At 71.4% G+C, this 5,937-nt stretch carries 5 protein-coding genes; 1 reads left to right on the top strand and 4 read right to left on the bottom strand.

Features of this window, described 5'->3' with window-relative positions:
• Positions 1-103 precede the first annotated feature (103 nt).
• Both AB8Z36_RS28125 and AB8Z36_RS28120 read right to left on the bottom strand, forming a co-directional pair.
• Complete coding sequence (locus AB8Z36_RS28125; RefSeq protein WP_369216189.1) at positions 104-2,479, bottom strand: FtsX-like permease family protein; 2,376 nt, start codon at positions 2,477-2,479, stop codon at positions 104-106.
• Positions 2,476-3,003 (bottom strand): PadR family transcriptional regulator, encoded by a 528-nt coding sequence (locus tag AB8Z36_RS28120; protein ID WP_369216188.1) that lies wholly within the window; start codon positions 3,001-3,003, stop codon positions 2,476-2,478. The genes AB8Z36_RS28125 and AB8Z36_RS28120 overlap by 4 nt, the downstream gene beginning before the upstream one ends.
• 240 nt (positions 3,004-3,243) lie before the next feature.
• Between AB8Z36_RS28120 and AB8Z36_RS28115 the strand changes: the two genes are divergently transcribed.
• The gene (locus tag AB8Z36_RS28115; protein WP_369216187.1) at positions 3,244-3,843 is read left to right on the top strand and encodes a HutD/Ves family protein; all 600 of its coding nucleotides are present in this window, start codon (positions 3,244-3,246) and stop codon (positions 3,841-3,843) included.
• A gap of 106 nt (positions 3,844-3,949) precedes the next feature.
• Here the strand turns inward: AB8Z36_RS28115 and AB8Z36_RS28110 are convergent, their stop codons facing one another.
• The gene (locus AB8Z36_RS28110; RefSeq protein WP_369216186.1) at positions 3,950-4,714 is read right to left on the bottom strand and encodes a polysaccharide deacetylase family protein; all 765 of its coding nucleotides are present in this window, start codon (positions 4,712-4,714) and stop codon (positions 3,950-3,952) included.
• A gap of 191 nt (positions 4,715-4,905) precedes the next feature.
• Positions 4,906-5,850 (bottom strand): RICIN domain-containing protein, encoded by a 945-nt coding sequence (locus AB8Z36_RS28105; protein ID WP_369216185.1) that lies wholly within the window; start codon positions 5,848-5,850, stop codon positions 4,906-4,908.
• Positions 5,851-5,937 lie beyond the last annotated feature (87 nt).

Below are 5,937 nucleotides of genomic sequence, written 5' to 3'. Positions count from 1 at the left end.
GCCCGTGACCGCGACGGCCATGCCCAGGACCACGGGAATGGCGGTCTGCCACGGCACTTCCCGCCCCGGCCCGGCCCGTGCCGCAGATCATGCCCGATGGACGCTATTCCGTGCGCAGCCCGTCCGTCCGCGTCAGGCGCCACAGCGCGGGCAGGCTCAGCAGGGTCACCGCCGCGATCGCCGCCGCGCCCACGCCCGCCAGCGGCAGGAAGACCCACCAGTCGGCGACCGACTCCCCGGCCAGGCGGAGCATCAGCCGGCCGAGCGCGAGCCCGCCCGTGACCGCGACGGCCATGCCCAGGACCACGGGAATGGCGGTCTGCCACAGCACCGACCAGGCGAGCGTCGAGCGGCGGGTGCCGTAGGCGACGAGGACCGACAGCAGGCGGCGGCGTTCGCGGAGTTGCTCGATCTGCGAGACGAGCATGGAGGCGGCGATCAGCGCCATGGTGAGAGCCGCGGCCGTGAACAGGCTGGAGCGGATGTTCTCGTACACCTCATCGCTCTCGACCGCACGGAAGTGGTGGACCCGCAGGGCCGGATCGAGCCGGAACGCGGTGTTGCGCACCCGCTCGACGGCGTCGGGCACGTCGCTGTCGACCCGTATCCGCACGTTCGTGACGCCGTCGGAGAGCCGCGCGGTGTCGAAGGCGGCCTCAGTGGCCAGGATTCCGCCGACGTAGGTGCCCTCGGGGCTCGGCCGCGAGTCGACCGTGCGGGCGGTGCGCGGGAGCGTCCAGCGGACCGGTTCCGCCGTCCCCGACGAGAGGTCGATGGGATCACCGAGGTCGAGGCGCGTACCGGGGCGGGCGAGTTCGGCCAGGGCGCTGTCCTGGCCGCTGTCGTGGGAGCGGGTGACCCGGAAAACGTCCCCGTCGGAGCAGGACGGCAGCTGCGCCGTCTCACGCAGGGACGCGCACGAGCCGACGGAGAACGACAGCGACGGCACGGTCCCGTCGGGTCCCCGCTCCGCGCCCGCCGGGCTCGCCGAGGTGGTGACGGTGACGACGGCCTTCTTGACGCCCTTGGTCGTACGGAACGCGTCGGCCACCCGTTGGGCCGGGTGTCCGCCGCTGACAGCGGCGCTCGCGCCCAACTGGGCCCGGCTGGGGTCCTGTCCCGTGCGGGTGGTGAAGTCGTCGTCGATGCCGCTGGTGTACATCTGCAGGGCGATGCCGCCCGCGACCGCGATGGTGATCCCGGCGACCGCGCGGCCCGCGGCGCCGCTGTGCGACTGGAGCCCGCGGGTGGCGAGCTGCCAGGGCACCGGGCCGCCCCGCATGCGCCGGACGGCCGCCTCGACCAGCCAGGGCAGCACCAGGACGAGGCCGGTCAGGGTGAGGGTGATGCCCGCCGAGATCTGGATGACGCCCTGGGTGCCCACCGCGTCGGCCGCGCCCGCCGTCAGCAACAGCAGCACGCCGATGACCGGCACCGGCAGACGCCACCACATGCGGCGGCTCCGGACCCGGCCGTCGCGTACGACGCCCAGCGGCTCGACGGTCACCGAGCGCAGCGCGAACACCGTCACGGCGACGGAGGCCACCGGTACGGCGAGCAGGACCATGACGGCCAGCGCGGGCACCGGGAAGAAGTCCTCGGGGAACGCGGAGAGCCGCCACATCTCGACGTGGGCGACCGCTTGGCGCGCGAGGAGGAAGAACGCGACGCCGAGGGCCATGCCGACGAGGGTTCCGAACAGGGCTTCCCCGGCTGCGATCCGGCGGACCATCGCGGCGTCGGCGCCGATCAGCCGCAGTGCGGCGAGCCGCTTGTCGCGCCGCTCACCGCCGAAGCGTACGGCTGTCGCGATGAAGACGGCGATGGGGACGAGCAGGACGACGCAGGCCAGGACGATGAGGACGATCAGGACCGGGTCCAGTGCGGGGGACAGCCAGTGCTGCCCGAAGTGGTCGAGCCGGGAGACGCTCTCGTGGTCGGTGGTGAGGGTGTCGCTGCCCGCGTACACGTACAGCTCGAAGGGGTTTATCAGACCGGCCTCGCCGATGGTGCCGACGACGCGGCGGTCGTAGCGCTCCTTGAGGAGCCTGCCCTCGGACGATTCGAGGAGGTCCTTCAGCGCCGGGGAGACGACCATCTCGCCGGGGCCCGGCACCCGGTCGACTCCGGGCGGCAGCGGCGGGCGGGCGCCCTCGGGGCGCAGCACATAGCCGCCGACCGTATGGTTCCGGTACTCGGTGGAGGCGTCGACGGCGAGCATCGTGCGCTCGCCGGGCTTGATCCGGTCGGTGGTGCCGACTCCGAGCTGGCGGGCGTCGCCGCGCACGTTGTGTTCGCGCAGCAGGGTGGGTACGGAGGCGGCGCCGAGCAGCATGGCGACGCCGAGGCCGACGCCGAGCGCGGTGAGCAGCGTACGTATCCAGCCCTCGCGGCCGCCCGACACGGCGAGGCGCATGCCGAGGCCGAGGTCGCGCGGCCATGCCGAGGGACCGGTGGGCGGGGGTTCGGCGGAGGTCATGCGGGGCGCACCTCCGCGGCGAGACCGGCCAGGCGCGCGGCGGTGAGTTCGAGCCAGCGCAGGTCGGCTTCGAGGTGGAAGAGCGCGTGGTCGCAGATGAGCTGGTCGGCGAGGTCGCCCTTGCGCTTGCGGTCGGTGAGGACGCGCATCAGGCGCAGGTGCTCGGCGCGCTGGGTGTCGAGGAGTTCGGCGGCGTCGCGTCCGGTCAGCAGGGCGAGGACGACTTTGGTGTAGAGGGCCGACTGGAGGTAGGGCTCGGGCTTCTCCGGAGTCGCGAGCCACTGCCCGACGTCGCTGACACCCGCTTCGGTGATGGCGTAGCGCTTGCGTTCCGGGCCTCCTGCCGCCTCTATCCCGTCGACCTCCACGAGGCCGTTCCTCAGCAGGCGGGACATGGTCGAGTAGACCTGCCCGTAGTGCAGCGGTCTGTCGTGTCTGAACGTCTCGTCGAAGGTGCGTTTCAGGTCATAACCGTGGCGGGGCCCTGATTCCAGGAGCCCGAGAAGGGCGTGGCCGATGGACATGGAGAGGAATGTACATGGCATGTATACCGAGAGTGTATATCGGTGTGCGGACCGGAGTGGGCGGGGGCGCGACTGAACTCCTCTGCCGGGCCCGTCAGTTGTGGTCGGCCGTCGGTCGGCACGGCCCGCGAGGCCGCACCGCGCCCGGCGGGACGTACAGCGGGCACGTACGCTGGCCGGACGGGACGATCATGTGCCTGAGCGGTTCGGGTGAGGTGGCGGAAGAAGGCGGTGGGTCTAGTGGCCGGGGAAGTTCTGCGCTGGAGCGAGTACCGCGCCGTGCCATGGAAGAACGGCGGCGGGGTGACCCGGGAGGTCGCGTCGGGCGCGGTGCGGGGGACGTCCGGAGAGTCCGTGGACGGCTTCGACTGGCGGGTGAGTGTCGCGGATGTGGACGCGGAGGGCCCGTTCTCCCTCTTCCCCGGCGTCGACCGTGTGATCACCCTGGTCGAGGGCGCGGGCATGGTGCTCACCGTGCACGGTACCCCGAGGTCCGTCGGGCCGTTGAGCCCTTTCGCCTTCCCCGGTGACGCGCCGACGGAGTGCCGGCTGGCGGCGGGCGCGGTGCGCAACGTGAACGTGATGACGCGCAGGGGCCGGGCGGCCGGACAGGTGCGGGTCGTCGCCGTCTCCGCCGCGCGGGGCGCGGAACTGGCGTGCGCCGAGGGCGAGACGCTTCTCGTCCTGGCCACCACCGAGGGGATCACCGTCGGCCCACCGCACGGGCGGCGGACCGCGCTCGGCCGTCTGGACTGCGTACGTCACGAGGGCCCGGCGACGCTGAGTCTGCGGGGCGAGGGCACGGTGGCCGGGATCAGGATCACTCCGGCGGCGCCCTGAGACGGCCGGACCGACGCCCCACTGACGGGTGGCGCGTGGTACCCGTGGTTCAGAGCCTGTGTCATATCCCCGGTCGGACGCCCGGCCCGGGATATGACACGGGCTCTCAGCGCACCGGGAAGCCGTAGGTGTAGCCCTGCTCCTTGAGTTCTGGCAGGAGTTGGCGGAGAGCCTCGACGGTCTGGGTGCGGTCGCCGCCCGCGTCGTGGAAGAGCAGGGTGGGTCCGTTCGGCAGTTCCCGCTCGACGGTGGCGACGATGGCGTCCGTGCCCGGGCGTTCGAAGTCCTTGGTGTCGACGTTCCAGCCCAGCGGGCGCATCCCCCGGGAAGCGGCGAGCTTGCGGCTGTGCGGGGTGAACGCGCCGCCGGGCGCCCGGTAGTACATCGGCCGCACTCCCCCGGACGCCTTGGTGATCATGCGTTCGGCGTCGAGTATCTGCTTCGTCTGGTAGGCATCGGACTGCTTGTCCATGGCGGTGTTGTGCGACACCGAGTGGTCGCAGAGCCGGTGCCCGGCCGCCACGACCTTCTTCACGATGTCGGGGTGGGCCTCGGCCTGCGTGCCGACCATGCAGAACGTGGCCTTCACCTCGTACTCCTTGAGCAGGTCGAGCACGACGGGGGTCCACTTGGGGTCGGGGCCGTCGTCGATGGTGATGTTGATGCCGCGCTTCCCCGCCTCCGAGGCGTGCGCGATGGTCGTCGCGACCGGCTTCACAGCACTCTCGGGCGCGGACGCCTTGGGCGGCGCGTCACCCGCCGAACCGGCCTGCGCGGTCCACACCGAGGCACCGGTGGCGAGGATCGTCACCCCGAGCGCGGCCCCGACCATCTTGCCGTACCAGACCCGCCCGCCACCGTGCCGTGCCATGTCCGCCCCTTTTCACACTGTCCGTAGTCCACACCCCGGTCACCTTGCGACCACCTGGCAGGACGAAACACGCAGGCCAGGGGATCCGTCTGTTACCGATCACGGACAATTTCGGGGTAGTTCGCGGACAACCGGCGGCGAACGGGGTCCCGAGCGCCTTCGGTTGCCCTCAGGTGTGCCCTCGCGGCCCTTCACATGGAGTCGATGAAGAACACTTGATCGGTGCGGTCGGTGCAGGGTTCCTGCTTGGCGGTGGCGCCCTCGGACGTGGCGCGGTCGGTGATCCCCACGCAGTACTTCTGGTCGGGGGTGTAGAGCGTGTGGATGCGGTAGGTGTTGGGCACCGGTGTGTCGGACGCCTCGATGTAGAAGGAGTTGGCCGTCGCGCAGTCGGTCGTGGTCTCCAGCAGATCGGGGACCGTGCTGAAGGGGAACACCATGAGGCAGCGCACCCCCGACTGGGTGCTGTGCCACTGGAGCTTGAACAGGCCGTTGCCCTGCGGCACCAGGTAGGTGCGCGGCGAGGCCGCCTGCGCACACGAACGCTGCACCGCGACCGGGACGTTCAGGACTCCGGCCCGCCCCTCGGTCAGGCAAAGCCCCGGCGCGCTGCCCGGCCTGATCCTGATCCAGCCTTCCTGCAGCCCCCGGAAGGTCCCCTGGGTGAAGTTGGCTCCCGGCTGGCCGTCGCAGGTCCACTGGCGAAGCGGTGTGCCGTCCGTCATCGCGGAGGAGGTGACCTCAAGGCATTTGCGCGGGCTCGCCGTCATCGGCTGGATCACCGCGGCGTCCCCTTGGTCCTGGAACTGGAAACTGGTGCCGGGCCGGTTGTCGCAGTCGCTCTGTACGACGGCGGCGCCGTCAGCGGCACTTGAGTCCTTCACCGCGAGGCACTTGCCGCTGAGGACGCTGACGATGTGCACCGCTCCGCCGGACGCCGAGGACGCCTTCAAATACCACAGCGCGCCCTCCCGTCCGGCACAGCGCCGCTGCTTGACGGGTTCGCCCGCCGTCTGGGTGGCGACCTCCAGACACATGCCGGTGTGGGTGGCGGCGATGTTGATCTGCTGGCCCGATGCGGCGGTCGCGGTACGGGCCACCGCGCCGCCGAGCGCGAGGAGCGCCGAGACCAGCACCAGGACGAAGGCCAGAACGGGGGCGGCGGCCCCGGGCKGGCCTTCGKCGCGTGGGCAGGCTCGGCATCGCACTCTCCATCACTGCGG

It is taken from the genome of Streptomyces flavofungini (genome assembly GCF_041028215.1).
Taxonomy (GTDB): Bacteria; Actinomycetota; Actinomycetes; order Streptomycetales; family Streptomycetaceae; genus Streptomyces; species Streptomyces flavofungini_B.
Note: the sequence above shows the minus strand (reverse complement) of the source record. Positions and strands in the feature narration are given on the sequence as shown.

Bases quoted from the DNA above. Each gene is read 5' to 3' on its own strand.
- AB8Z36_RS28125 (WP_369216189.1), bottom strand. From the start codon at position 2,479: ATGACCTCCGCCGAACCCCCGCCCACCGGTCCCTCGGCATGGCCGCGC.
- AB8Z36_RS28120 (WP_369216188.1), bottom strand. From the start codon at position 3,003: ATGTCCATCGGCCACGCCCTTCTCGGGCTCCTGGAATCAGGGCCCCGC.
- AB8Z36_RS28110 (WP_369216186.1), bottom strand. From the start codon at position 4,714: ATGGCACGGCACGGTGGCGGGCGGGTCTGGTACGGCAAGATGGTCGGG.